The organism is Conexibacter sp. S30A1, assembly GCF_023330665.1.
In the GTDB taxonomy this organism is placed as follows: Bacteria; Actinomycetota; Thermoleophilia; order Solirubrobacterales; family Solirubrobacteraceae; genus Palsa-465.
Genome location: NZ_CP097127.1, coordinates 2,404,281 through 2,429,580 on the forward strand (window position 1 = coordinate 2,404,281; position 25,300 = coordinate 2,429,580).

Consider the following 25,300-nt stretch of genomic DNA (forward strand, 5'->3'; position numbering starts at 1 on the left):
TTCAAGGGCGGCGGGAGATGTGCACGAGCGCACCGCCGCGAACGTACGGGACGATCTCGGCGCGCAGCTCGCGGCGTAACGCCTCGAGCCGCTGCACCTCGGCGGTCAGCTCGCTGGCGCGGCGCTCAAGGGCCGCGACCTTGCGGGACATCAGATCGAGCATCGTCTCGAGCTCGAAGACGCGCTCCACACCGGCGAGGTTGAGGCCGAGCTCGGCGGTCATCTCCTGGATGCGGCGCAGGCGTTCAACGTCGGCGTGGGAGTACAGGCGCGTACCCTTGGGCGAACGCTTGGGCTCGATCAGGCCACGTGACTCGTACATCCGCAGGGTTTGCGGGTGCATGCCGGCAAGCTCGGCGGCGACCGAGATCATGAACACGCCACGATCGGAGGCAACCTCGATCCGAGCCTGCCCGCGGATGCGCACGCCATCGCGCGCCGAGGGTTCCGGGGCCTGCTGCGCACCGGCCTGTGTCCGCGCGCGGTCATCAGCCATCAGCGCTCACCCGCCTTCTCACGCGGCCTGCCATCGGGAAACAGTGCCGCCCGCGGATCGCCGTCGATCACCTGCGACAGGCGCTCAACGGCCTCGCTCTGCTCGCGCGAGAGGCTGGCGGGCACATCGATCACGAAGCGGTAGCGGAGGTCACCCCGGCCCTTGCCGCTGAGATGTGGCGGACCCTCACCGCGCAGCCGCTGGACCGTGCCGTGCTTGGTGCCGGGCGCCACGCGCAGGCGCTTTGAGCCGCTCAGGGTCGGCACCTCGATCACAGCGCCGCGGATCGCCTCGGGGATGCTCAGCGGCACCTCCACCTCGAGGTTGTCGCCATGGCGCTTGAAGATCGGCGACTCGGCCACGCGCGTGATCACGTACAGGTCTCCGGGGGGCACGCCCCGCACGCCCGCCTCACCCTTGCCGGCAACCTTGATACGGCTGCCGTCGCGCACGCCGGCGGGGATGTTGACCCGCAGACGCCGGACGCTGTGCTGCGCGCCCGTACCCTCACAGGTGGGGCATGGGTGCTCGATCACCGTGCCCGAGCCATGGCAGTTGGGGCAGGGCTGGTTGATCGAGAAGATCCCCTGGCTCTGTGGCTGCACACCGCGCCCGTTGCAGACCGGGCAGACCTTTGGGCTCGTGCCGGGCCGTGCCCCCGAGCCGTTGCAGGTCGGGCAGGGCTTCGAGGTCGGGACCGAGATCGACACCTGCGCACCGTGCATGGCCTGGTCGAAGCTGAGCCGCACCTCGGTCTCAAGGTCGCGGCCGCGCGCCTGCGGCGGGCGCTGCCCGCTGCGCTGGCGGGCGGACCCGGCGGCCGTGCCGCCACCGCCGCCGAACAGGTTCGAGAGGATGTCGCCAAAGCCACCGCCGGCGTTGAAGTTTGAGGCGAACGCCGACGGGTCAAAGCCACCGTTGGCTCCGATCCCCGCGAACATGCCGCCACGGTCGTAGGCCTTGCGCTTCTCCGGGTCAGAGAGCACGTCGTGTGCCTGTGAGATCTCCTTGAAGCGCTCCTCCGCCTGCTTGTCGCCGGAGTTGCGGTCGGGGTGATAGCGGCGCGCGAGCTTACGGTAGGCCTTCTTGATCTCCTCGTCGGTCGCGTTCTTGCCGACGCCTAGAACCTTGTAGTAGTCGGGACGCTCGGGCATCGCGCCTTCCCCCGCTCAGGCCGCCACGAGCACGCGCGCCGGGCGCAGCACGCTGTCGCCCAGGCGGAAGCCCTGCTGGAACACCTCGGCCACGAGCCCCGACTCCAGACCATCCACCGGCTGCTGGGCAACGGCCTCGTGCAGCTGCGGGTCGAACTGCTCGCCGTCGGGCGAGAACGGCTCAACGCCGACACGCGCCAGCGCCGCCAGCAGATCCGTGTGCACCAGGCGGATACCGACCGCCAGCTGCGAGTCGTCATCAACCGCGGCTGCCTTCAGCGCCCGGTCGAGGTTGTCGATCGCCGGCAGCAGCTCCTTGACGAGCTTGGCCACCCCACGTTCCTGGGCGGCGGCCGCCTCACGGGCGGCGCGCTTGCGGTAGTTCTCAAAGTCAGCCTGGGTACGCTGGGCGAGCGCCAGATACTCATCGGCCCGCTGCGCCTTGGCGGTCAACTCGTCGAGCCCGAGCTCGGGCTCAGGCTCGGACTCCAGCCCGGGCTGCTCCGCGGCTGCGTGATCTGCTGCCAGTGTCTGGGCATCAGCCACGGGCGGCAACGCCTCGCCGTCCGTGGAGGGTGCGGCGTCAGCCTGCTCGGAGGCGGCGCCAGCGGGCGCCGCCTCCTCCATCTCGTCCTGATCCAGGCTCGCGTCGGTCAGCTCGACGGCTTCCTCTGAACGCTCCTGTGCCGTCATCGCTAGCGGCCCTCGTCAACCACTTCGGCGTCGACGACATCCTCGTCCTCGGCGCCGCTCGAGCCGTTGCTTGAGCTGGCGTCACCGTCAAAGTCAGGTGCGCCACCGGCGCTCGCAGCCTGCTCCTGCGCACGCTGATACATGGCCTCCGAGACCTTGTGGAAGGAGGCGTTCAGCGCGTCGCGGCGGTTGCGGATCTCGGCCGCATCCTCGCCGGTGAGCGCGTCGCGGACCGCCTTGATCCCAGCCTCGATCTCGCTGCGCGAGGCGTCGTCCACCTGGTCGCCCAGGTCCTTGAGCTGCCGCTCGGCCTGGTAGGCGGCGTGCTCGGCCTCGTTGCGGGCTTCGGCCAGCTCGCGCTGGCGACGGTCGTCGTCGGCGTGAGACTCGGCGTCATGCACCATCCGCTTGATCTCGTCATCCGACAACCCGGAACCGGAGCGGATCTCGATCTTCTGCTCCTTGCCGGTGCCAAGATCCTTGGCCGACACGTTGAGGATGCCGTTGGCATCGATGTCAAAGGCGACCTCGATCTGCGGCACGCCACGCGGCGCCGGCGGGATCCCGGTGAGCTGGAACTTGCCGAGTGACTTGTTGTAGTGAGCCATCTCGCGCTCGCCCTGCAGCACGTGGATCTCCACGCTCGGCTGGTTGTCCTCAGCGGTTGAGAAGACCTCTGACTTGCGCGTCGGGATCGTCGTGTTGCGCTCAATCAGCTTGGTCATCACGCCGCCCTTGGTCTCGATCCCGAGCGTCAGCGGCGTGACGTCCAGAAGCAGCACGTCCTTGACCTCGCCGGCCAGCACGCCAGCCTGGATCGCGGCGCCAACGGCAACGACCTCGTCAGGGTTCACACCGCGGTGAGGTTCCTTGCCGGTGAGCTCCTTGACCTTCTCCTGCACAGCCGGCATGCGAGTCATGCCGCCGACCATGACAACGTGGTCGATCTTGCCGGCGCCCTTCTCCTTGGCGTCGTCGAGCGCCTGGCGCACAGGTGCCACGGTGCGCTCGACCAGAGCGGCGGTCAGCTCGTTTAGCTTGGCACGCGTCAGGCGCATGTCCAGATGCTTGGGGCCGCTTGAGTCGGCGGTGATGAACGGCAGGTTGATCTGCGACTCCTGCGTGGTCGAGAGCTCGATCTTGGCGCGCTCCGCCGCCTCGTAGAGGCGCTGCAGGGCCATCGGGTCGGCGGACAGGTCCAGTCCCTGTGACCGCTTGAACTCCGCGACCAGCCAGTCCACGATCGCCTTGTCGAAGTTGTCGCCACCCAGGTGGTTGTCACCGGCGGTGGACTTCACCTCAAAGACGCCGTCGCCGATCTCGAGCACGGACACATCGAAGGTGCCGCCGCCCAGATCGAAGACGAGGATCGTCTGATCCGATTCCTTGTCCAGGCCATAGGCGAGCGAGGCCGCGGTGGGCTCGTTGATGATGCGCTTGACCTCGAGGCCGGCGATCGTGCCGGCGTCCTTGGTCGCCTGACGCTGGTCGTCGTTGAAGTAGGCGGGGACCGTGATCACGGCGCTGTCGACGGTCTCGCCGAGATAGGCCTCGGCGTCGGCCTTGAGCTTGGCGAGGATCATCGCGCTGATCTCCGGCGGCGAGTACTGCTTGCCCTCGACGTCCACGCGCACGTCACCGCCGGGCCCAGAGGTGACCTTGTAGGGGACGATCGCCTCCTCGTCGTGCACCTCGGCCTCCTTGCGGCCCATGAAGCGCTTGATCGAGAAGATCGTGTTCTGCGGGTTGGTGACGGCCTGGCGCTTGGCGACTGTGCCGACCAGACGCTCGCCGCCCTGTGTGAAAGCGACCACGGACGGGGTGGTGCGACCGCCCTCGGCGTTCTCGATCACCGTGGGGTCGCCACCCTCAAGCACTGCCATGCAGCTGTTGGTAGTGCCGAGGTCGATACCGATTGTCTTGCCCATCGCGTTCGTTCTGCTCCTGTTAGCTCACAAAAATCTAAGCCAGAACATAGCAGATCTACGAAGGCGTCGGGTCACCGTCGCGGTTCGCGGCCACACACCGGAGCGCCGCGTGGGCTAGGTGCCGCGGCCGCGGCGCGCCAGCTCACCCGGCCACCACAGCCAGGAGCCGACGTCGATCGCGAGCGCCGGCACCAAAGCTGAACGGACCAGCACGGTGTCCACGAGCACCCCGAAGGCGACCAGGAAGCCGACCTCCGTGAGCGCGATCAGCGGCAGCACGCCGAGCACCGCAAAGGTGGCCGCAAGCACGACACCGGCCGAGGTGATCACGCCGCCGGTGACCGCCAGGCCACGGGTCACGGCCGCGGTCGTGCCGGCCCGCGCCTCCTCCTTGACGCGCGCCATCAGAAAGACGTTGTAATCCACCCCCAGGGCGACCAGGAAGACGAAACCGAGGATCGGCACCGTCGGGTCAAATCCCGGGAAGGCGAAGATGTAGCGGAAGACCAGCGCCGAGACCCCGAGCGATCCCGCGTAGGAGAGCAGCACCGTGGCGACCAGCAAAAGCGGTGCCACCAGCGAGGAGAGCAGCACTCCCAGCATCACCATCACCACAGCCAGGATCACGGGCAGCAACAGCTCGCGATCATGGCTGGCGGCCGCGGCCAGGTCGACGTTGGTCGCGGTCTCGCCGCCCACCAACGCCCGCTGGCCGACGGCGTGCACGAGCCTGCGGCGCAGCGCAACCACGGTGCGCTGAGCCGCAACCGATGTGGGCGCGGCCGCGAGCGTGGCGTCTATGAGGCGCGCCCCCGTGCCAACCGCGACGGGCTTGGAGACGAATTTCACGCCGGGCGTCGCGCTTGCCGCCGCCGCTGCGGCGGCGCCAGCCGCAGGCCGCACCAGGATCTCCGCTGGCGCTGCCGTACCCGCGGCGAAGTTGGCGGCCAGGATCTGCTGAGCGGCGACCGAACCGACGCGGCCACGGAACCCGTTCTGCTGGCTCACACCACCGCGGTAGGCGATGAGGCCAAGCGCGCCGACGGCCAGCACAGCCGTCACCACAACCCAGATCGCGCGCCGGTGGCCCGGGATCGAGCCGGCGATCCTCTCCCACAGTCCGCCGCCCGCCGCGTACTCTGCACTGGGCCGCGGTATGAAGGGCCAGAACACGCGCCGTCCCAGCGCCAGCAGCAGCGCCGGCAGCACCACCAGCTGCGCCATCAGTGCGCAGAGGATGCCGCCGGCGCACGCCGGACCGAGCGCGGCGATGTCGTTGAGCCGCGCCAAGAGCAGGCAGATCAGCGCGAGCACGACGGTCAGCCCGGAGGCGAGGATCGCCGGCGCGCTGCGGCGCAGCGCCACCGCCATGGCATCGCTCGTGCGCTCGTGGCGACGCAGCTCCTCTCGGTAGCGGGCAAGCAACAAAAGCGCGTAGTCGGTGCCGGCGCCAAAGACCAGCACCGTGAGGATGCCGACCGTCATGCCGTTGATCACGAAACCGGCCTTGGCCAGCAGATAGGCGACGCCCTGAGACCACCCGGCGGCAAACAGGACCGAGACCAGCGGCACCAGCCAGAGCACGGGGCTTCGGTAGACCAAGAGCAGGATCAGCGCGACCACCGCGACGGTCACGCCCAGCAGCTTGCCGTCGATGCCCGAGAAGGCGTTCAGCGCGTCCGCCGCGGCGCCGGCCGGTCCGCCGACGGCGACGCGCAGCCCGCGGGCGGCCGTGGCGCTGGTCGCGGGGGTCGCAAAGCGCTCGAGCAGCCTGCGCATCGCCAGCACGTCGTTGGCGCTCGTGGCAGCCGAGGCGTGCGCCGCTACCGGCACCACAAAGTAAGCCGCCCGCCGATCTTGGGAGACCACCACCGGGCCCGGGCTCCCGACGCCCGCAAGCCCCCGCGCCGCGAGCGCGCGGCGCGCGGCCGCGACCGTCCCGAGCGCCGCGGCGCCAAGACGCCCCGGCGCCGCGAAGACCACCACGGCGGGGCTGCCCGATTCCCGTGAGTGCGCAAGGAGGTAGGTGGTCACGACGGTGGAGGCCGCGTGCGCGGGCAGGAAACTGGTGGGCGAGTTGTCCTCCAGCGGCGCCAGCTTGCCGGCCAGCGGGCCGGCCACGCCGACGAGCGCGACAGCCAGCACAAGCACGAGCCACCGGGACCGCCGGCCGATGATCACGGATACGAGCGTGGCGCCCAGCGAGCGCGCCGCCTCCAAGGGGTATCGTCTAGTACGGTCAGTCACAGTCCCAACACTATGTCAGAGTCTGAACACCTTGTAAAGGGCCTTGCCGCGAGCCGCTGGGCCGACACGCTCGACGAGCACCGCGCCGCCCAGCGCGACCACATCCTCACGGTGGCCTTCGAGCTGCTGCGCGAGCGCGGGATGACGACGATGAGCATGTCCGCGGTGGCCGCGCGTGCGGGCATCTCGAGGGCGACCCTCTACCACTACTTCCCTGACATGGACGCGTTGCTCAGCGCCTGGATCGGGCGGGAGATCGGCGCCTCCGTCGCCGAGCTGGTGCGCAGCGCCCGCGCAATCCCTGACCCGCTGGCGCGCATCGAAGAGCTCGTGAGCGCCCAGACAACGCTCTTTGCAAGCAGCGATCACCGCCTTTCGGTCGACCACCTGGAGTCCGAGGCGGGCTCACCCGCGGTGCGCCGCGAAGTGGCCGCCCAGATGGCGCCGCTGCGCGAACTGCTGGCCGACACGCTGAGGCAGGCCGACACCGACGGGCTGCTGCGCGCGGAGCTCGAGCCGACGCTGGCGGCCGACCTCCTGCTCGGGATGCTGGGCGCGGCGCGGCGCCACATCGTGGCCGGCAACGTGGCGGCGCCGAGCGCCGCCGCCACGATCACCGGGCTAGTGCGACGCGGGTGGTTTGGCGCGTGATCGACCCCGGCACTGAGCCCGCTGGGTCCGCGACCGACCTTGCGCATCCTGACGCGGTCCTGTTCGACCTCGACGGGACGCTGATCGACTCGCGCGCGGCGTTCGTGCACGCCATGAACCACGCCCTTGAGGCCGTTGGCCTGTCGCCGCGTACGGCGGCGGAGCTGCACGGCTATCTGGGGCCGCCGATCCACGAGACCCTGACCGAGCACATGCGCGTGCCAGACGAGCTGGTCGAGGCGATCGTCGCCGGCTACCGCGAGCACTACGCCGCCCACGGTGCCGCCGAGACGACCGTCTACCCCGGAATCGCCGAGCTTCTCAAGCGGCTGCATGGGCGCACGCGCCTCGCGGTTGCGACCTCCAAGCCTGAACCGACCGCAGCACAGATGCTGCACGAGCTCGGCCTGGATGCGTTCTTCGAAACGATCTGCGGCCCCCGGCTCGAAGCCACAAGCGAACCAAAGGCCGCCACCGTCGGCCGGACGCTCAAGACACTCACGCAGCGGGCCGCGGTCAGGCGCGCCGTGATGGTCGGCGACCGTCTCTACGACGTGATCGGCGCGCGTGAGCACGGCCTGCCGACGATCGGCGTGCTGTGGGGCGTCGGCAGCGAAGCCGAGCTGCGCGCCGCCGGCGCCGCAGCGCTGGTGGCCTCGCCGGGAGCGCTCCCGGCGCTGCTCGGCCTGTAGCGGTGCGGCCGAGCGAACGCTGGGGGCGGACACAGCGACCGGGGCCTTGGTCACGTGTCCGCCCCCAGCTCGCTGATCGAGTCTCGGTTTTGGCTGGGGGTCCGCGGAGACTCGGATCAGATCCCGTTCACTTGATCAGGCGGGGATCAGCACCCGGTTGATGATGTGAACGATGCCGTTTGACGCCATCACGTTGGCCTTGATCACCTCGGCGTTGTTGACGAACACGTGCCCGCCCTTGACCTTGAAGTGGACAAGCTGCCCCTCGAGCGTCTTTGCCGAGTGCAGCATCTCCACCTTCGCCGCCGGGAACAGACCGGGGACGACGTGGTACTCGAGCACCTTGACGAGCAGCGCCTTGTCCTTGCCGAGCTTGGCGAGGGTGGCCTTCGGTACGAGCTTGAACGCCGCGTTGGTGGGGGCGAACACGGTCAGCTTGGTCTTGCGGCTGAGTGCGCCCACCAGGTGAGCCTTCTTGATCAGCGAGACCAGCGTGGACAGCTGCGGGTCGGACGCGGCCAGCTTGACGATGTTGGGCTTGGCCTTCATCATCGACGAGGCCTGCGCCAGCCCTGGCGCAGCGATTGCCCCGACAGGAACAGCGACCGCGGCGACCGCGGCCAGTGAGATCAGTAGACGCTTCATTTGTCCTCCACAGGAGTTGTTGGATGTTGCATTTGTGGATACGGACAAACACACCGTGCGGTTGATCAACCGATCGCCCCGTCGCGCTCGTATACATCCAGATGGCCCTCTCCGGCACAGCCAGACTGAGCACACACCGCGACCCCGGCTCTGCGCGTCAGCGCCGCCGCCAGGACCAGCGCACCGTGAGGGCCCTGCGCGAGCGCGCGCCGGAGGCGATGGCCTACGTGATGGAGGCTCACGGGCGTGCGCTGCTCGGCTTCCTGAGCAACATCCTGGGCAACACGGCGACCGCGGAGGACGTGCTTCAGCAGGTGCTGCTCGAGGTCTGGCAGCGCGGCGCAGATTACGACCCCGAGCGCGCCGGCCTGCTCACCTGGCTGCTCACGATCGCGCGCTCGCGCGCGGTCGACGAGCTGCGCCGGCGCACACCCGAACCCGTTGACCCGACCACCGACACGCTCGAGACCGGCGTGGAGGCCGACAGCGAGATCGACCAGTTGCTCGAGCAGTGGCGCATGGCGGGCCTCCTCGCGCGGCTGCCGCGCGAGGAGGCCGAGCTGCTACGCCTGCGCTTTTACGAGGGGCTGTCGCAGACGGAGATCGCCGACAGCACCGGCGTCGCGCTGGGCACGGTCAAGGCCCGCATGGTCAAGGGTCTCTGCCAGCTGCGCTCGCTACTAGAACTGGAGGAGGGATTGGGAGTCCAGCCATGAACGCACCACGCCTGACAATCAAACGGCGCCACACGTCGCGTGCACGACGGGCGGCGGCGGCCCGCGTAGCCGCGGAGCTGGAGCTCGGGCTGCCGGCCGCCACCTCCGGACACGACGGCGACCAGCTGGATAACGAAACCGCGCAGATGCGGCGGATCGCGACGATCCTGGGAGCGCTGCCCGAGCGCGCCTGGCCGGAGCTGGCGGCGACACCGGCACGAGCGCCGCGCGGTGCGCACCGGCGGTCGTGGCTAGGACCGGTCCCAGGGGCAGCGGTGGCGCTCGCCTGCGCAACGCTGGCGCTCGCCTTCATCGTCGGCTCGCTCACCCATCCGCTGACCGGATCGGGCAGCCCTTCGGGCACCACCGCGACCGGGCGCCAAGCTCCGCACGTGGTCCTCGCCCCGCTGCCCGCGAGCGGCCTCGCACACAGCACCGCGGTCGCCTACATGACCGGTGGTGCGCACATGACACTCACGCTCAAGGGGCTGCCGCGCTCGGCCCCCGGGACCTACTACGAGCTGTGGCTGATGACCAGCTACACGCGGCTCGTGCCCGTCACAAGCTTCCGGGTGGGCGCGAGCGGTAGCGGTACGCTGCGACTGCTTCTGCCGGACAACCCCCACGCCTACCGTTACCTGGACATCTCCGTGCAACGCCTGGGTGCGGGCAGCGCGATCTCGCAGCAGAGCGTGCTGCGTGGCGCGATCCCGGCCTGAGCAGCGGCGCGCCGGCCGCTTACCGCCCGCCCCGTCAGGGCTTGCGGTAGCGTGCGCAGAATGTCGCTCGGCGAGCTCGAACAGCGGGTCTCTGATGCGATTCGCGAGCGCTCAGACGAGCTCGTGGAGCTGGCCGGCGCCCTGATCGCGCTCGACACCACCGCGCGCGAGGTGGGCGACCCGCCCCGCCAGGAAGCGGCGCTGCAGGAGCTGCTGGCCGAGCGCCTGCAGGCGGCGGGCGCGAGCATCGACCTCTGGGAACCCGACGGTGCGGCGCTCGCCGGCATGCCGATGGTCCCGCCGGGGCTCAGCTTCGAGGGCAGGCCCCAGCTGATCGCCCGCTTCCCGGGCGCGGGTGGCGGCGCATCGCTGATCTACAACGGCCACATCGACGTGGTCTCAGCCGAGCCTCGCGCGGCCTGGACAAGCGACCCGTTCACGCCCACCGTCCGCGACGGCAGGCTCTACGGGCGCGGGGCCTGCGACATGAAGGGCGGTGTCGCGGCGATGGTGTTCGCGGCGGAGGCACTCGCGCGACTGGGCATCGGGCTGCGCGGCGAGCTGATGCTCGCCACCAACACAGACGAGGAGTCCTCGGGGGCGGGCGGCACCGCGCTTGTTGCGCGTGGTCTGCGGGCGGACGCCGCGATCGTCACCGAGCCGACCAACTTCCGCACCTGGGTAGCCTGCCGCGGCTCCGAGTATGGCGTGATCCATGTCCCTGGCCGCCCCGGCCACGCCGAGGTGCGCCAGCCGGACTGGCGCCAGGGTGGCGCGGTCAACGCGATCGACAAGGCGGCCGTTGTGCTCGAGGCGATCGCGGCGCTGCGCGCAGAATGGGAGACGCGGCCCGAGCATGCGCACCCGTACCTCTCGCCGCCGGGCCTGCTTGCGACGATGGCGCGCGCCGGCGAATGGCCGGTCACCTACCCGGCCTCCTGCGAGCTGACGATCGCGGTCATGTTCCTGCCCGTCCAGGCTGACGCCGACGGGGGCGGCGCACACGTCCGCCGGGAGGTACAGGAGCGGATCCTCGCCTTCTGCGCCGCCCACGACGACTGGCTGGCCGAGCACCCGCCCAGCTTCGACTGGTGGCCGAACCCGGTGATGCCGATGGAAACCTCCGAGCACCAACCGATCGTCGCGACGCTGCGCGCCGCCAGCGCCGACGTGGGGCGGCCCAGCGCGCTGGGCGGCCTTGACTCGTGGTTTGACGGGGCGACGCTCACCCAGCTGGCCGGCATCCCGGCGGTCGGCTACGGGCCGCCGGGCTTTGACCCCTCCGGCGTGAGCGTCGCGCACATGGTCGATGAGCACGTCCCGGTGGATGGCCTCATCGCCTGCGCGCAGGCGCTCGCGGTCGCGGCGATGCGCCACTGCGGCCTGGCCTGAGCGCTCAGCTGCCAGCGTGCGGTCCGCGCGACGGCCCTTGCCCGCGGGCAGCGGCCCGCGGGCAAGCAGCGCAGGCGTCCTCAGCCCTCAACCCGCTGCGCGAGCTCGATGCCCTTCTTGCCGATGTCGATCAGGTAGCCGCGCAGAATTCCGTGGTTGGCCTCGCTGCCCGGGTTGATCGCCAGCGTCTCACCGATCCGCCGCTCGCCGCCGGACTCGTGGATGTGGCCGTGCACCGAGAGCAGCGGCTGATAGGCCTCGATGATCCGCCGCACCGCGGTTGAGCCGACCGGGCCGCGCAGCACATCACCGGCGGAGATCGTCGGGCGCAGGTTCTCGTCAAGCAGCGGTGCCTCGTCAAGCCCCGAGTCATACGGGGGCACGTGGATCATGAAGATCGCGCGCCGCGGGTCGCGGACCTGCTGGGCCAGGGCGTCGAGGCGGGCATAGAGCGCCTCCTCCGACTCCTCGCGCGGCGTGTTCCAGGGCGTGTTGTTGGACCAGCCGCTGGCCAAAAGCTGCAGTCCGCCGGGGATGTCGAGCACGCGCCCGTCGGCGTTGACCGGCAGGTGGCCGGGCGTCGCGAGCGCCTGATCGATCGTGAACTCGTCGTCGTTGCCGGGGATCAGATAGAGCGGCACCGAGCCGCCCGACAGCCGCTCGGTGGCAAGCGCCATCCACTCGTTCACGCGCTCGGTCATCAGCCGCTCGAGCAGCTCGTCGCGACCGGCCTCGTCGCCGGCCAGGCGACCGGCCTCCTCGCTGCTGGTCACAAACGAGTAGAAGCCGACATCGGCGATGTCACGGCGCAGCGTCGCGAGCTCCTGCTCGCCGCGGGCGCGGCGGCGCACACCCAAAAGCTCGGTCTCATATGTGTCACCGGAGGCGATGATCGGCACGATCGCCTTGCCGGTCAGATCGCCGGCCAAGAGCGCCACGTCGGCGTGGTAGACGTTGCCCTTGATCGCGTTTAGGAACTTGCGCCAGGCCTTCTCGGCGGCGTGCAGGTCGCTGGCTATGTAGATGCGGGTCGCCACGGACCTTTAGTCCGGCGGCAGCTCGGTGAAGAGCATCTTCGTATCCACCCCGGCCGCCTGCGAGCGGTAGCGCATCACCAGGTACACCACCAGCCCCAGCAGATAGAAGATGCCGGCGTCGATGATCCCGTTGGTCTCCAGGTAGGTGAGCGCGCTGCCGCCCTGCACCCCGTTGACGATCGGCTTGATGACCGCGAAGACGTAGATCCACACCGGGAAGATCAGCCAGCCGAGCCCGAGCCACGGCAGCGCCCGGCGGAACGGGGCGTTGCGGACCAGGTCGGGGCGACGGACCTTCACGAGCATCGCGTTGACACCCGGCAGGCACCAGCTGAGCAGCGCCATCGCGATCGAGAACCAGGCGGTGCCGGCGAGGTTGAGCTTGTGGCCGCCGTTGGCCAGGAACGTCGGCAACAGCGGGAAGCTCTGCAGCAGCAGGAACAGGGCGGTCAGTCCGATCGTCGCGAGGATCGCGTTGAGCGGCGCGTGCAGCCGCTCGTTGACCTCACCGAACCACTCGGGGACCTGGCGGTCGAGGCTCCAGGCCAGCTGCATGCGGCTGATCAGGTTGATGTAGACCGGGCACAACAGGAATGGGAACACGGTGCCGCCAAGGCTGATCAGCGCCCACAGCGGCCAGGCCCCCTTGTTGGCAATCACCGCCAGCAGCGCCATCGAGTTGGGCTGCCCGAGCGGCAGCGCCGGCTTGGTCAGAAAGCCCCAGTAGCTCGCACCCCAGCTGACCTGGGCATCGAAGCCGAAGTGGCTTGAGATCGCATCGACGTAGACCGAGTTTGCGAACACGCCAATCGCGAGCGCGCCGAGCAGCGCGATCATCACCCCGCGGCGCACGTTGCCGCGCACCTCGCCGGCGATGTAGGCGGAGTACTGAAAGCCGATGTACTGAAACAACAGCAGCGACAGCACCAGCGGAAAGGCCGAGGTCGAGAAGATGCGCCCGAGGAAGCTGCCGCCGGTGGTCGCGATCTCGCCGCCCTTCTTGCCGGCGGCGACCAGCTGGGCCGCGGTCACACCGCCGTCGTAGTGCGGCAGGTGCGCGTTGAAGCTGCCCTTGCTGGTGAGCAGCAGCCCGAAGATGAACATCGCTGCAAAACAGGCGACGCCGTAACCGGCAAGCAGGGTTACGACCCGGTGAAAGGTCCTGGTCGGCAGCACGCAGATGGCCGCGATCCCAAGCAGCACAACGATCGAGGCGATGAACCCCGGTGTGCCGGTGATCGAGCCGGAGCTGTTGGTGAACCAGCTGTTGGCGCCGGTGAAGAAGGAGCCGCCCACGCCGATGCCGACGATCCGCGCGGTCAGCTGCAGGTTGCGCAGCACCAGCGGCACCTCAAAGGCGATGATCAGCACCGAGGCGATCACCAGCGTCCAGGACTCGAGCCAGCCCAGGAACGGGTGGATGATGCGGCTGGTGAACACGTAGTCCCCGCCGGAGCGGGGCATCACCGAGGTCAGCGACGAGAAGATCAGCGCCAGCAGGATGCAGAACAGCCCGGCGATGATCGCCGCCCAGCCGTAGGTGGAGAACGGGCCGGCCTTCCACATCGGTACGCCCGCCAGCGAGTAGAAAATCGGGTACAGGGTGAGGCCGACGCCCACGAACGCGGCCACGTTGAAGAAAAGCGCGTTGGTGACGCTGACGTTGCGTACCAGTCCCGAGGACTGGCGCACGAACAGCTTCGCCGAGGTGCTCCGCTGTGCCTCTTGCCCACCGGTTGCTTCAGCCACGGTCCCTCCGATCCGCTCCGGACGCTCCCACACGCCCCGTTGGCGGGATCCTATTGCGCGGCGGTCGCGCTCGCAACACCCGCATGACCCGCCGGGCCGCCGGGCCGCCGGGCCGCCGGGCCGCCGGGCCGGCGCACCGCCGGAATGTAGAGGCCGAAGGCGGACGGTTGGCAGCGCTGTCCAACCACGACGCCATTAGAGTGCCCGCCATGGAAGAGAGAGCCGAGACACGCTTCTGGCACCCGTTCGCCGACATGGGCGCCGTACGCAACCACGAGCTGGTCATAACGCGCGGCGAGGATGTGTGGGTCTATGACAGCGACGAGCGCCGCTATCTGGACGCCACCGCCAGTCTCTGGTACTGCAACGTCGGTCACGGGCGCCCGGAGATAGCGGCAGCGGTCGCAGAGCAGTTCAAGCAGCTCGAGGCCTACTCGGCGTTTGGCGACTTCGTCACGCCCGTGGCGCGCGAGCTGACCGACACGCTCGCAGACCTCGCGCCGATGCCTGCCAAGATCTTTCTGACCAGCGGGGGCGGCGAGGCGATCGACTCAGCGGCGAAGATCGCCGTGCGCCACTTCTCGGCGATCGGCCAGAGCGACCGCACCCTGCTGATCAGCCGCAGCGCCGGCTATCACGGCACCAACGGCTTCGGCACGGCGCTGGCTGGCATACCCGCAAACCGTGAGGGCTTCGGCCCGCAGGTGCAGACCATTCAGGTTCCGCACGACTCACTCGAGGGTCTTGAGGACGCGATCAACCAGGCGGGCGCCGAGCGTGTGGCGGCCGTGTTCGTGGAGCCGGTGATCGGCGCCGGTGGCGTCTACCCGCCGCTACCCGGATACATCGAGGGCGTGGCCGAGATCTGCAAGCGCAGCGGCGCTCTGTTCGTGGCCGACTCGGTGATCTGCGGCTTCGGCCGGCTCGGCACCTGGTTCGGCGTGGAGCGCTTCGGCGTGGAGCCCGACATGATCACCTTCGCCAAGGGTGTCAGCAGCGGCTACCTGCCGCTCGGCGGCGTGGTCGTCTCCGACCGGGTCGCCGAACCGTTCTGGCGCAGCCCCGGCGGCCCGATGCTGCGCCACGGCGCGACCTACGCCGCGCACGCAGCCTGCTGTGCAGCGGCTCTCGCGAACATCGAGCTGCTCGAGCGCGAGGGACTGATCCCGCGGGGCCGCGAGCTCGAGGGCGCACTGCACGACGCGCTCGCGCCGCTTGCCTCAGATCACCGGGTCGCGGAGGTGCGCGGCGGCGTGGGCACGATGGCCGCTGTGGAGTTCAGCGCGGATCTGCTGGGAAGCAACCCCGGCGCGATCGGCCAGGTCGTGATGGGCGCTCGGGAGCGGGGTGTGCTGGTGCGCGGACTGGGGTCCGGCATCGCCGTCTCACCGCCGCTGACCGCCACACCCGAGCACTTCGCGATGATCCACGACGCGGTCTCAGGCGCGCTTTCGGCGCTCTGAGCCGAAAGCGCCGACGCCGGCGCTCGGGCACATGCGGGCGAGCGCACACTCACCGCAGGCGGGGCGCTGCGCATGACAGGTGCGCCGGCCGTGGCGCAGCAGGTTCAGGTGCAGCTCCCACTCCTGCCCGTGCGGCGTGAGCGCGAGCATCGTGTCGTGCAGCTCCACGAACCCGGCGCGCGCGCGAAAGAGCCCAAGCCGCCAGCCGACCCGCGAGACGTGTGTGTCGACGGGCACATCGCGCATGCCATAGGCGAACAGCAGCACGCAGGCGGCGGTCTTGCGTCCCACCCCCGGCAGCGAGCACAGGTACTGCTGCGCTCGCGGCACTGAAAGCGCCGCCAGCCACGACAGCTCGAGCTCGCCCGGTGCCGGACGCACAGCGGCAGACACCCGCCAGGCGACCGCCGCCTGCGCCGCACTGACGCTGATCGCCTCGAGGATCGCCTTGATACGCGCCGACTTCACCTTCGAGATGCCGCCGCCGCGGATCGCCTGCTCGATCTCTGCGACAGGCGCGTCCCGCACCGCCACCCAGGTCGGGAAGCGCTCGCGCAGCGCCAGGTAGGCGAGGTCCCGGTTGCGGTCGTTGGTGGACTGCGAGAGCACCGTGAGCACGAGCTCGGCCACCCCGTCACCGTGCGGACGCAGCACCGGGATGCCGTACACCGCCCGCAGCCGGTCACGGATCGCGTAGACCCGACGGCGCGACGGCGGACGCCAGCTCTCGGCACGGTGATCGGTGGCGGCAGCGCTGGGCATATCCCTCGGGTTTCGCACTTTTGTGGGTTGAGCGGCGGCGTGTTGGCGGCGGCGGGGTGGCTGCGGGCTTGATGGCCTGAGCAGCTCGGGGCGGGAGAGGAAGGAGCATCGGCGGCTGCTGCGAAAGCGGTTGCTGTCAAGGAAACCTGTCCGTCGCAGCCAGGGGAGGCGCGCTGCGCGGCTGACCCCTGGAGGTCGCCGCCGATGCTCTGCGTCCCATCTTCGCTGAACGAGCTGCTTGTCCTGTTTGAGTCGTGTTTCACCCAGCCGACGTTCAACACGTTTCGCGCCCTGGTGGTTGGTCAGGTCTCCCAGACCCGTTTGCGGTGCGTGACCGGGATGCTGACAGGCGCCAGGCTGTCGGGGATCTGGCATCACGCTCGCTGCCACCGGTTCTTCGCCAACGCGCGTTGGTCCGTGGACGAGCTGGGGTTGGCGCTCGCGTGCCTGATCGTTGAGCGGTTCACAGACCCCGGCGGGCCGGTGCTGGTCGCGGTCGATGACACGCTTTTGAAACGTCGCGGACGCCGGATCCACGGCACGTTTTGGCATCATGACGCGACCGCTAACAGCCGCTCCGGGTCGGTCGCGTGGGGCAATGACTGGGTTGTGGCCGGGATCTGCATCCGTCTGGCGTTTCTGGAGCGGACGGTGTGCCTGCCGGTCCTCTTCAGGCTCTGGCAGCCCAGACGCAAACAGTATGTGAGCGCGTCAAAGCCCGATCCCGGACGGCCCGGCAAAGTGAAGCTCGCAAACGACATGATCTGTCTGCTTGCCGCCCGGCTTCACGATCGGCAGATCGATGTTGTCGGCGACAGCGCGTATATCAGCGGCGCGTGGCGTGAGCGGCCCAAGCGGGTGACGATCACATCCAGGTTGCGTACCAACGCGGTGCTCTACGCCCCCGCGCCACCACGCACCGGCAAACGCGGCCGACCCCGCAAATGGGGGGACCGGCTCCCGGCCCTCAACAACATCGCACTGGACCCGGCGACCGAATGGGTGGCTCACACCGTCTGTCGCTACGGCAAGCCCGTGACGCTCAAGCTCGCCGAGATCTGCTGCCTATGGGAGCCGCTGGGACCCGACAGCCCGGTACGGGTGATCCTCGTCAAAGACGACACCAGGCCGTGCGGCTACCAGATCGCGCTGATCAGCACCGACCTGCAGGCCACACCCACCCAGATCGTTGAGCGCTACGCCGACCGCTGGCCGATCGAGGTCGCGTTCCTCGAGGGCAAAGAGATCTTCGGGGTCGGCGAGGCCCGCAACCGTACCCCCAACGCTGTCGCGCGAACGGTCCCGTTCCAGTTCCTGGTCATGGACCTCACGATCGTCTGGTACGCCCTTTACGGCCACCACCCCGACATCGTCACCGAGCATCGCGCTCGTGCGCCCTGGTACCTCACGAAAAGCACCCCGTCCTTCACCGACATGCTCGTCAAGCTACGACGAACGATCATCGCCAACCAATTTCAACCCGAACAAGCCCGAACCCCCACAACCCGGGAAATCAGCGCCGTCCAGCAAGCATGGGCCGACGCCAACCTATGAACTGCGAAACCCGAGATATCCTCGACCCGGTTGATTATCGCCCGCTCAAGGCCCGCCACCCCCCGGCTGCGCGCAGCCACCCCCACGCTGCGCGCAGCCACCCCCACGCTGCTCGCCGCCGCCCTGGCAGCGACCTACCTGATCGTCTCCCCGCCCGGCGCCGACCTGCCCGCGCAACTGCTCAGAGCCCGCCTGGCCGGCACCCAGGGCGGCCTCGGCCTCTGGAACAACTGGTGGTATGCCGGTCAGTACACGCTCGGCTACAGCGTGCTGTACCCGCCGCTCGCCTGGCTGATCGGCCCGCGCCTGTTGGCGGCGGCCGCCTGCGTGGGCACCGCCGGCGCGTTTACCGCGCTCACCCAGGATGTGTGGGGGCAGGACGCCCGCCTCGGCGCCAGCTGGCTTGGCGCGGCGATCGTCACCGAGCTTCTGAGCGGTCGCCTGAGCTTCGCGCTCGGTCTCTGCCCGGCGGCGTTCACGGCGCTGCTACTGGAGCGACGGCGGCCCCGCTGGGCCGCCGTTTGCGCGCCGCTCGCCACGCTCGCGAGTCCTGTGGCCGGCCTGTTTGCGGCGTTGGCGGGCCTGACCGCCGCGCTGCTGGTGCTCGGCACCGGCGGGCGCCGTCGCGGGCCGACCGGTCTGTGGGGTGGCGTCGCGGTGTTCGCGCTGCCGCTGCTTGCGATCGGCGCGACGCAGGTCGCCTTCCCGACCGCCGGCTACCAACCCTTCGCGCTGGGGACCTTCTGGCCGCTACCGGTGATCGGCCTGGGCGTGCTGGCGGTGGCGCTGCGGCGTCGAGGTGACGGCCGGATCGCCGCCGCCGACCGGACCGTCGTCGCGGCGACGGTGCTCTACGTGGCCGGCTGCACGCTCGCCTTCCTGCTGCGCACGCCGCTTGGCGCAAACGCGGCGCGCCTCGGCGAGCTCCTCGCCGGTCCGCTGGCCGCGCTGCTTTTGGTCCACCGCCGCGCGTGGCTTCTGCTGGCACTGGTCGCGCTGCCGCTCGCCTACATCCAGGTGCACGACGCGATCGGCGACCTTGAGCACGGCGCGCGCTCAAGCGACGCCGCCTTCTACCAGCCGCTGATCGGCTATCTGGAGCGCCAGCCCGGCGCCGACGCGCGTGCCTGGCGCGTCGAGGTGCCGTTCACCTCCGGCCACTGGGAGACCTACTACCTGGCTGCGCGCTTTCCGCTGGCGCGCGGCTGGGAGCGCCAGACCGACATCGCCGATAACGCGCTCTTCTACGGCGGGCGCCTGAGCGCCGGAAGCTACCACGCCTGGCTCGAGCGTCTGGCCGTGCGCTACGTCGCGGTGGCTCACACGCCGCCCGATTACTCCGCCAGGGGCGAGCTTGAGCTGATCGGCCACGGCCTGCCGTACCTGCGCCGGGTGGCCGCGCTGCCGCACTGGACGGTGTATGAGCTGCGGGACCCGAGCGCGATCGTGACGGGCGCCGGTCGCCTGGTGGCGATGGGACCAGAGCGGCTCACACTCGCGGTCACACGCCCGGGCACGCTCAGCATCCGGGTGCGCTGGTCGCCCTACTGGCGCCTTGTCGGTGTGCCAGGCTGCGTCACCCCCGACGCCGGCTTCACGCGTGTGGTTGCGCGCGGCAGCGGCCGCGCGCAACTGCAGATGAGCTTCTCGCTGGCCCGGATCGGCTCATCGGGCCGCCGCTGCAATTAGCCTCGGGGGATGCTCGCCGGCGCCCGCAGACGGATCGAACGTGTGCTCCCGCGCGGGCCCGGCGACGTGCTGCGCCAGCTCTCCCTGTTTGCGCTCGCCTACGCCTGCTATGAGGTGGTGCGCGGGATCGTCGCCACCAGCGGCAGGCTGCCGTTCAGCGACGCGACCAGGATCATCGACCTGGAGCGGCGCCTTGGCGTCTTTATCGAGCCGGAGATCCAGCGCTGGGTTATGCGGCACGCGCACTGGCTGCTCCTGGTCTGTGACTGGAGCTACATCAACGCCCACTTCCTGCTGACCACCGCGGCGCTCATCTTCATCTACCTGCGACGCAACGACTCCTTCTACTTCGTGCGCAACATGTTCATGGTCGCGATGGCGATCGCGCTGGTCGGCTACACCGTCTACCCGACCGCCCCGCCGTGGCTGATGCCGCAGTGGGGCTTCACGAACTCGATCGGCCAATTCACGGGTGTGGACACCCAGCGTGGCCTCGCGAGCCTGCTGGTCAACCCCTACGCGGCGGTGCCGTCGATGCACGTGTGCATCGCGCTGATCACGGCACTGCCGATGGTGGCGCTCGTGCGCAGCCGCCTGGCGTCGGTGCTGTGGGCGCTGTACCCGCCGTTCGTCGTGCTCGTGGTGCTCGTCACCGCCAACCACTATCTCACCGACATCGCGCTCGGCGCGCTCACCGCCGGCGTCTCGGCGCTGCTGGCCGGCCAGCTGCTGGCGCGAGCGCGACCGGAGGTGTGGGCGTTTCGGTTGCAGCCGAGCCGCCAGACCGTCAGCGCTAGCCGATCGTCTGCTTGATCGACACGAGCGGGAAGCGGCCGATCGGCGCACGCATCTCCGCGGGCGTGAAGCGCTTGACGCTCCGGATCCGCCACAGCGGCTGGCTGGTGTTGGGGTCACCGACCAGGTAGGACCCATCCGTGCAGCCGTAGTTGATGCGCTCGCCGCCGACCGGTGCGGTGGCGCCCGTCATGTAGACGCAGTGGCGCCCGTCGCCGGTGAGAATCGCCCAGGGCAGCCGGGGTCCCGGCGGCGGCGCTGCGATACGCGGCAGGCGCCTGGTCAGCGTCAGCATCGTGACCGGCCGCCAGGGGCTGATGAAGCACGCGACGCTCTTTGCCTGCGAGGCGCTGGCGAAGCAGGGGTCGAGGATCGCGTTGCCCTCAAAGCAGCGGTAGGCGTGCGCGGTCTGCGTGGCCAGGGACGCGGTCCAGCAGTAACCGCGCCCGCGCGCGGCCACATGAAACCGCGGTGAGAGCGTGCCGCGCGCGGTGAACACCGCCAGGCGGACGGTGTGCTCGGTGCGCAACAGCACCGACGCCACCGCGCCACCGCCGCCCGCGACCACGGCGAGTGCGATGAGCGGCCCCAGCCAGCGCCGTGAGCCATGGGCGCCACGCCGGGGACGGCGGAGGGGGCGCGCCGTCGCGCGGCGTGGGCGCGGCACGCGGGCCGGGTGCGGGTCGGCCATGTGCAGTTCAAGTCCGCGGCGCGCGCGCTCGCGCACCGCCGGATCCGGCCCCGACTCCCAGGCCCGCAGCGCGTCGAACGGGGTGCGGTCGGCCTCGGGCGGGAAGCTGTGGCGCTGCTCGCTCATCACCTGACCTCCGTCTGCGGCGTTTCGGTGGCGAGCAGCGCGGCACACCGCTGGCGCGCCCGGGCCAGCCGCGAGCGCACCGTGCCAACCGGCACCTCGAGCGCCTGGGCCACCTCTTCGTAGCTCAGTCCGCCGAGCGCGTAGAGCAGCAGCGTGTCGCGGTCGGCGGCCTTGAGCGTGGCCAGCGCCGCCGCCACCCGGGCGGAGTCGCGCTGCGCGTCGGCGCGCTCGACCGCCTCGGCGTACACGTCGGCGGTCAGCTCACGACGCCCGCCGCTGCGTGCATGGGCGCGCAGGCTGCGCAGCTCGCTGCGGCGGCGGCGGGCCAGCAACCTCGAGGCGATCCCGTACAGCCACGGCCGCGCGCTCTGGGACTCCGGGCGGTAGCGGCCGCGCAGGTCAAATGCGGTCATGAACACCTCCGCAGCGAGCTCTTCGGCCGCCGCCGGATGGCGGCGGCGGAGGTAGCGGTGGATCTCGTCAAAGTGACGCTCAAAGATCAACGTGAACTCCTGCGGCCGCTCGAGCGAAGCTGCGATCACGGCCGCGTCGTCCGGGCTGGCGCTCACGTGCGTGGATAGGCCGTCACGGTGTGACGTCGGCCGGCGTCTGTGTGGGTGGGGTGCGCCCTGGTGAAAACCTCCCCGGCGGGGGTGTGCCCGATACCCGAGAGCACGACAGTGGTGTGTCTGAAGGTGCGCATCCGCGACCGCACGCAGCTTGGCTTACAGAGGTTGATCTCAAGCTCGGTGATACCGCGTGCGACTCGCCGCGTCCAGCCGGGCCGCCAGTTTGCATCGATCACGAGGTTCGCGTCGGCGCAGGCGAGCACGACCACATCGGCGGCGCGCGTGAGGCCGTGGCCGGTACAGGAGAGCAGACGCGCCGTGGTTGTCTGCCGCGGCGCGGCGGCCACGGCCGAAGGAACGGCCAGCGCGCTTGCGGCGGCCACGGCGGCGATCAGGATCGCCGCCAGGAGGGCGACCAGGGTGGCGTGGGGCATCGGTGGGCGCGACATGAGATCTCTGTGGTGGCTGCGCGGGTTGGCTTGTCAGCCGTATATGCCCGCTCGCGCGGTCGCGGTTCGCGGCCGGGACGACGCCCGGCCGGGACAGCGCCGGACCGCGGGCAACCGCCCCTGGGCCCCATTCCTCACTCTCCCCTCGACATTTGTGCATTTCGCGCGCTCACAGCGCCCGAAATGCACAAAACTCACCCACGCGCTGTGGTTTGGGGGCCAGCGGCGGTTGCGCGCATGCCGGCGGGCGGGTTTGCGAGCACTTGGCGCAGCCGGCCCGAGGCGAGCGCAATCCAGGCCGGGGGGAGATGATCTACGCTCTGGCACGCTTCTGATGGCTGACACCCAGCACAGACCGCAGCGGTCACGGCCACGCCGGCGTGGTGGCAGCACCGCCGGGCGGGCCCACACCCAGCAGCTGGTGAGAGACCGGCTGATCGAGTCGCGACTCACACCCAACGCGATCTCACTGACCGGCTTCGCGCTCAACCTGGCGGCCGCCGCACTGGTCTTCGAGCGGCTCTTCCTGCTGGCCGGCCTGGCGTTCATCGTCGGCTCGGTCATGGACACGCTCGACGGTCGCTACAGCCGCATGTCCGGCAAGGGCACCCAGTTCGGGGCGTTTCTGGACTCGACCCTGGACCGGTTGGAGGAGGGGATTGTGCTGACGGCCGTCGGCGCCTACTTCGCCTCACGCCACGACCAGCTCGCCGTCGCCGCCGTGGTGGCGGCGGTGCTGTTCTCGTTGATGGTCTCCTACACCCGCGCCCGCGCCGAGGCGCTCGGCGTGGAGTGCAAGGTCGGCCTGGCTACCCGCCCGGTGCGGGTCGTGATCCTCTCGATCGGGCTGGTGCTCGCCCACGGTGCGGGCGTGGTGCACGTCGCGCTGCTCGCACCCGCCGTCTACGCGCTCGCGGCGCTCAGCCTCTTCACCGTCTGCCAGCGCATCTGGCACGTGCGCGGCGAGCTGCGCCGGCCCGGCGGCGGCACCCGGTAGGCGGAAGTGCCGACGCCTGAGCCCAGCGGCGGCTCCTTGGGGCGCGGCGCGCGGGCTCGGATCCTGGCGGCGGCGCAGACCTGTTTCAGCCGCCAGGGCATGGTCGCCACCAGCGTCAACGATCTGCGTGCGCAGGCACGGGTCTCCAAACGCACGCTCTACGAGCACTTCCCCTCCAAGGACGAGCTGCTCATCGCCTACCTCGGCGAGCGTGGCCTGTCGGCCGCAGAGACGGTGCTCGACCGCGAGCAGCTGACACCCCGGGCGCGGCTGCTGGAGCTGTTCACGGCACTCGGCGCCGCCGAGCACGCCCGCCCCGATCCCGTCCTGGCGGCCGCGATCGAGTTCCCGGACCGCGCTCACGCGGTACACCGCGCCGCGACCCACCAGTCAGAGCGCCTGCTCGGGCGCCTGCGCGCGCTGGCCGAGGCGGCCGGCGCCGCCGACCCAGACCAGACCGCGCGCCAGCTGGCGCTGGTCTACGCCGGCGCCGCCGCCCGCTTGCTGGTCGATGACGCCGAGGCCGTGATCGGCGACGCCCACCGCCTGGCGGCGTCGATCCTGCGTGCGGCCATCGATCATTCGGGTACCGACCGGTCTACATAGACTCGGGGCGGGCCGCAGCAGCGCTCACGCAGGGTACCGAACGGTGTACTATGGGCCCCGCAACCACTTCTCAAAAGGACACCGCCGCAGTGAGCACCGAACAGACGCATACCAACGGCTCCGCCGCCATCGCCTCCCGCCACCAGCACGAGAAGGTGCGTGTGGCGATCATCGGGGTCGGCAACTGCGCGAGCTCCTTCGTGCAGGGCGTGCACTACTACCGCAACGCCGAGGCGAGCCAGCCGGTCCCGGGCCTGATGCACGTCGATCTGGGCGGTTACCACGTCCGCGACATCGAGTTCACAGCCGCCTTCGACATCGACGTCGAGAAGGTCGGAAAGGACCTCTCGGAGGCGATCTTCTCCGGCCAGAACAACACCCTGAAGTTCGACGATGAAGTTCCGCACCTGGGCGTACCGGTCCATCGCGGGATGACACACGACGGCCTGGGCAAATACCTCAAGGAGAAGATCGTCAAGGCCCCCGGCCCGACCGCCGACATCGTGCGCATCCTGAAGGAGACCCGGACAGACGTGGTCGTCTCCTACCTACCCGTCGGCTCAGAGCAGGCGACCAAGTGGTACGTCGAGCAGGTGCTGGACGCCGGCTGCGGCTTCGTCAACTGCATCCCGGTGTTCATCGCCGGCGAGGACTACTGGAACGAGCGCTTCATCAACGCCGGCCTGCCGATCATCGGCGACGACATCAAGTCGCAGGTGGGCGCGACGATCGTGCATCGCGCGCTCGCGCGGCTCTTCCACGACCGCGGCGTCAAGCTGCTGCGCACCAGCCAGCTGAACGTCGGCGGCAACATGGACTTCTACAACATGCTCGAGCGCGAGCGGCTCGAGTCAAAGAAGGTCTCAAAGACCCAGGCCGTGACCTCGATCATGGGTCACGTGCTGCCCAAGGACGACGTCTACATCGGCCCCTCTGACTACGTGCCATGGCTGACCGACCGCAAGTGGGCCCACATCCGCCTGGAGGGCCAGGCCTTTGGCGACGTGCCACTGGCGCTCGAGACCAAGCTCGAGGTCTGGGACTCACCCAACTCAGCGGGCATCGTGATCGACGCGGTCCGCTGCGTGAAGCTCGCGCTCAACAACGGCATCGCCGGCCAGCTGGATGGCCCCAGCTCATACCTGATGAAGTCCCCCAAGAACCAGCGTCCCGACGACGAGGCGCGTGAGGCGACGGAGGAGTTCATCGCCCGCTACGCGCGCGTGCAGGCTCTCAAAGAGGATCCGGCGAAGCTCGCGGTCGCTTAGGCCCGCGGACCGACCGATGGACGCGTCGGCGACAGGGTCGCCGACGGCGAGCCTCAGAAACCGACCAAACGTACCAAAGCGTCTGAGTGGTTAGTCCGATTCGGATGAAGCACAGGCTGTATCGTCTGTCAACCTCAGGGCGGTGAACGCCGCCCGAGGAGAGGTTTCGGCGGATGCGGCCAACGTCGTGTCCGGCTTATCTGGGATATCGC

At 69.8% G+C, this 25,300-nt stretch carries 24 protein-coding genes; 12 read left to right on the top strand and 12 right to left on the bottom strand.

The window, feature by feature from the left end; genetic code table 11:
* Position 1 precedes the first annotated feature (1 nt).
* The 5 genes from M3M54_RS11605 to M3M54_RS11625 all read right to left on the bottom strand — a co-directional run bounded on the left by M3M54_RS11605 (position 2) and on the right by M3M54_RS11625 (position 6,491).
* A complete protein-coding gene (locus M3M54_RS11605) occupies positions 2–496 on the bottom strand; it encodes a heat shock protein transcriptional repressor HspR (RefSeq protein WP_249019207.1) in 495 nt (164 codons plus the stop codon).
* Positions 496–1,650, bottom strand: coding sequence for a molecular chaperone DnaJ (gene dnaJ / locus M3M54_RS11610; protein ID WP_249019208.1), 1,155 nt, complete (start codon positions 1,648–1,650; stop codon positions 496–498). The genes M3M54_RS11605 and dnaJ overlap by 1 nt, the downstream gene beginning before the upstream one ends.
* Positions 1,651–1,665: 15 nt before the next feature.
* Complete coding sequence (grpE, locus tag M3M54_RS11615) at positions 1,666–2,343, bottom strand: nucleotide exchange factor GrpE (protein ID WP_249019209.1); 678 nt, start codon at positions 2,341–2,343, stop codon at positions 1,666–1,668.
* A gap of 2 nt (positions 2,344–2,345) precedes the next feature.
* On the bottom strand, positions 2,346–4,271 hold the full coding sequence (gene dnaK / locus M3M54_RS11620) for a molecular chaperone DnaK (RefSeq protein WP_249019210.1): 1,926 nt from the start codon (positions 4,269–4,271) through the stop codon (positions 2,346–2,348).
* A gap of 114 nt (positions 4,272–4,385) precedes the next feature.
* A complete protein-coding gene (locus tag M3M54_RS11625) occupies positions 4,386–6,491 on the bottom strand; it encodes an MMPL family transporter (RefSeq protein WP_249019211.1) in 2,106 nt (701 codons plus the stop codon).
* A gap of 39 nt (positions 6,492–6,530) precedes the next feature.
* On the opposite strand from M3M54_RS11625, the gene M3M54_RS11630 reads away from it, so the two are divergent.
* Both M3M54_RS11630 and M3M54_RS11635 read left to right on the top strand, forming a co-directional pair.
* Positions 6,531–7,169, top strand: a complete 639-nt coding sequence (locus M3M54_RS11630; protein ID WP_249019212.1) for a TetR/AcrR family transcriptional regulator — start codon at positions 6,531–6,533, stop codon at positions 7,167–7,169.
* A complete protein-coding gene (locus tag M3M54_RS11635) occupies positions 7,154–7,861 on the top strand; it encodes an HAD hydrolase-like protein (protein ID WP_249019213.1) in 708 nt (235 codons plus the stop codon). Before M3M54_RS11630 ends, M3M54_RS11635 begins: the two co-directional genes overlap by 16 nt.
* A 135-nt stretch (positions 7,862–7,996) precedes the next feature.
* On the opposite strand, the gene M3M54_RS11640 is transcribed toward M3M54_RS11635, so the two are convergent.
* Positions 7,997–8,506, bottom strand: a complete 510-nt coding sequence (locus M3M54_RS11640) for a fasciclin domain-containing protein (protein WP_249019214.1) — start codon at positions 8,504–8,506, stop codon at positions 7,997–7,999.
* Between the two features lie 101 nt (positions 8,507–8,607).
* Here M3M54_RS11640 and M3M54_RS11645 point away from each other — a divergent pair, with 101 nt between their 5' ends.
* Genes M3M54_RS11645 through M3M54_RS11655 form a run of 3 tightly spaced genes read left to right on the top strand, consistent with a single transcriptional unit; the run spans position 8,608 to position 11,333 of the window.
* Positions 8,608–9,222, top strand: a complete 615-nt coding sequence (locus M3M54_RS11645) for an RNA polymerase sigma factor (RefSeq protein ID WP_249019215.1) — start codon at positions 8,608–8,610, stop codon at positions 9,220–9,222.
* Positions 9,219–9,941 carry an anti-sigma factor gene (locus M3M54_RS11650; protein ID WP_249019216.1) on the top strand — a complete coding sequence of 241 codons (723 nt, stop codon included), beginning with the start codon at positions 9,219–9,221 and terminating at the stop codon, positions 9,939–9,941. The genes M3M54_RS11645 and M3M54_RS11650 overlap by 4 nt, the downstream gene beginning before the upstream one ends.
* A 60-nt stretch (positions 9,942–10,001) precedes the next feature.
* Positions 10,002–11,333, top strand: a complete 1,332-nt coding sequence (locus M3M54_RS11655; protein WP_249019217.1) for a M20 family metallopeptidase — start codon at positions 10,002–10,004, stop codon at positions 11,331–11,333.
* A gap of 80 nt (positions 11,334–11,413) precedes the next feature.
* Here M3M54_RS11655 and M3M54_RS11660 read toward each other — a convergent pair whose 3' ends face one another.
* On the bottom strand, positions 11,414–12,370 hold the full coding sequence (locus M3M54_RS11660) for a metallophosphoesterase (RefSeq protein ID WP_249019218.1): 957 nt from the start codon (positions 12,368–12,370) through the stop codon (positions 11,414–11,416).
* Between the two features lie 6 nt (positions 12,371–12,376).
* A complete protein-coding gene (locus M3M54_RS11665) occupies positions 12,377–14,119 on the bottom strand; it encodes an APC family permease (protein ID WP_249019219.1) in 1,743 nt (580 codons plus the stop codon).
* A gap of 209 nt (positions 14,120–14,328) precedes the next feature.
* On the opposite strand from M3M54_RS11665, the gene M3M54_RS11670 reads away from it, so the two are divergent.
* Positions 14,329–15,582: an aspartate aminotransferase family protein gene (locus M3M54_RS11670; RefSeq protein ID WP_249019220.1), complete on the top strand. Its 1,254-nt coding sequence runs from the start codon at positions 14,329–14,331 to the stop codon at positions 15,580–15,582.
* Here the strand turns inward: M3M54_RS11670 and nth are convergent.
* Positions 15,559–16,344, bottom strand: a complete 786-nt coding sequence (gene nth / locus M3M54_RS11675; protein ID WP_249019221.1) for an endonuclease III — start codon at positions 16,342–16,344, stop codon at positions 15,559–15,561. The two genes, M3M54_RS11670 and nth, sit on opposite strands and share 24 nt — an antisense overlap.
* 204 nt (positions 16,345–16,548) lie before the next feature.
* Between nth and M3M54_RS11680 the strand changes: the two genes are divergently transcribed.
* From M3M54_RS11680 to M3M54_RS11690, 3 genes are read left to right on the top strand one after another with little or no spacing between them, the layout of a single operon-like run.
* On the top strand, positions 16,549–17,898 hold the full coding sequence (locus M3M54_RS11680) for a transposase (RefSeq protein ID WP_249019222.1): 1,350 nt from the start codon (positions 16,549–16,551) through the stop codon (positions 17,896–17,898).
* Positions 17,899–17,928: 30 nt separating this feature from the next.
* Complete coding sequence (locus M3M54_RS11685; protein WP_249019223.1) at positions 17,929–19,587, top strand: hypothetical protein; 1,659 nt, start codon at positions 17,929–17,931, stop codon at positions 19,585–19,587.
* Between the two features lie 9 nt (positions 19,588–19,596).
* Entirely contained in the window at positions 19,597–20,400 is an 804-nt protein-coding gene (locus M3M54_RS11690) for a phosphatase PAP2 family protein (protein ID WP_249019224.1), read from the top strand.
* Here the strand turns inward: M3M54_RS11690 and M3M54_RS11695 are convergent.
* The 3 genes from M3M54_RS11695 to M3M54_RS11705 are packed head-to-tail and all read right to left on the bottom strand — an operon-like array spanning position 20,381 to position 22,217.
* The gene (locus tag M3M54_RS11695) at positions 20,381–21,199 is read right to left on the bottom strand and encodes a hypothetical protein (protein ID WP_249019225.1); all 819 of its coding nucleotides are present in this window, start codon (positions 21,197–21,199) and stop codon (positions 20,381–20,383) included. The genes M3M54_RS11690 and M3M54_RS11695 overlap by 20 nt on opposite strands.
* A complete protein-coding gene (locus tag M3M54_RS11700; protein ID WP_249019226.1) occupies positions 21,199–21,768 on the bottom strand; it encodes an RNA polymerase sigma factor in 570 nt (189 codons plus the stop codon). The genes M3M54_RS11695 and M3M54_RS11700 overlap by 1 nt, the downstream gene beginning before the upstream one ends.
* The gene (locus tag M3M54_RS11705; RefSeq protein WP_249019227.1) at positions 21,765–22,217 is read right to left on the bottom strand and encodes a hypothetical protein; all 453 of its coding nucleotides are present in this window, start codon (positions 22,215–22,217) and stop codon (positions 21,765–21,767) included. The genes M3M54_RS11700 and M3M54_RS11705 overlap by 4 nt, the downstream gene beginning before the upstream one ends.
* A gap of 334 nt (positions 22,218–22,551) precedes the next feature.
* Here M3M54_RS11705 and M3M54_RS11710 point away from each other — a divergent pair, with 334 nt between their 5' ends.
* From M3M54_RS11710 to M3M54_RS11720, 3 genes are all read left to right on the top strand, one after another.
* Positions 22,552–23,214, top strand: a complete 663-nt coding sequence (locus tag M3M54_RS11710) for a CDP-alcohol phosphatidyltransferase family protein (RefSeq protein ID WP_249019228.1) — start codon at positions 22,552–22,554, stop codon at positions 23,212–23,214.
* Positions 23,215–23,220: 6 nt separating this feature from the next.
* A complete protein-coding gene (locus M3M54_RS11715; protein ID WP_249019229.1) occupies positions 23,221–23,820 on the top strand; it encodes a TetR/AcrR family transcriptional regulator in 600 nt (199 codons plus the stop codon).
* Between the two features lie 89 nt (positions 23,821–23,909).
* A complete protein-coding gene (locus tag M3M54_RS11720) occupies positions 23,910–25,088 on the top strand; it encodes an inositol-3-phosphate synthase (protein WP_249019230.1) in 1,179 nt (392 codons plus the stop codon).
* Positions 25,089–25,300 lie beyond the last annotated feature (212 nt).